General features: G+C 51.3%; 1 rRNA gene. It reads right to left on the bottom strand.

Going from position 1 to position 236, the window contains the following annotated elements:
• Positions 1–202: ribosomal RNA gene (locus MPH60_RS27590) — 16S ribosomal RNA — on the bottom strand; the annotation flags it as partial.
• Positions 203–236: the final 34 nt, after the last annotated feature.

The raw sequence follows: 236 nt of genomic DNA on the forward strand, positions 1-236 counted from the left end.
CTTCTCTCATGCGAGAAAAGAACGTATCCGGTATTAGCTCCGGTTTCCCGAAGTTATCCCAGTCTTATAGGCAGGTTGCCCACGTGTTACTCACCCGTCCGCCGCTAACCTCAGGGAGCAAGCTCCCGTCGATTCGCTCGACTTGCATGTATTAGGCACGCCGCCAGCGTTCGTCCTGAGCCAGGATCAAACTCTCCGAAGAAATGTTTGACTTGCTCATTTGCTTTTTTGATAGT

This window comes from Peribacillus sp. Aquil_B1 (assembly GCF_022603275.1).
Taxonomy (GTDB): domain Bacteria; phylum Bacillota; class Bacilli; order Bacillales; family DSM-1321; genus Peribacillus.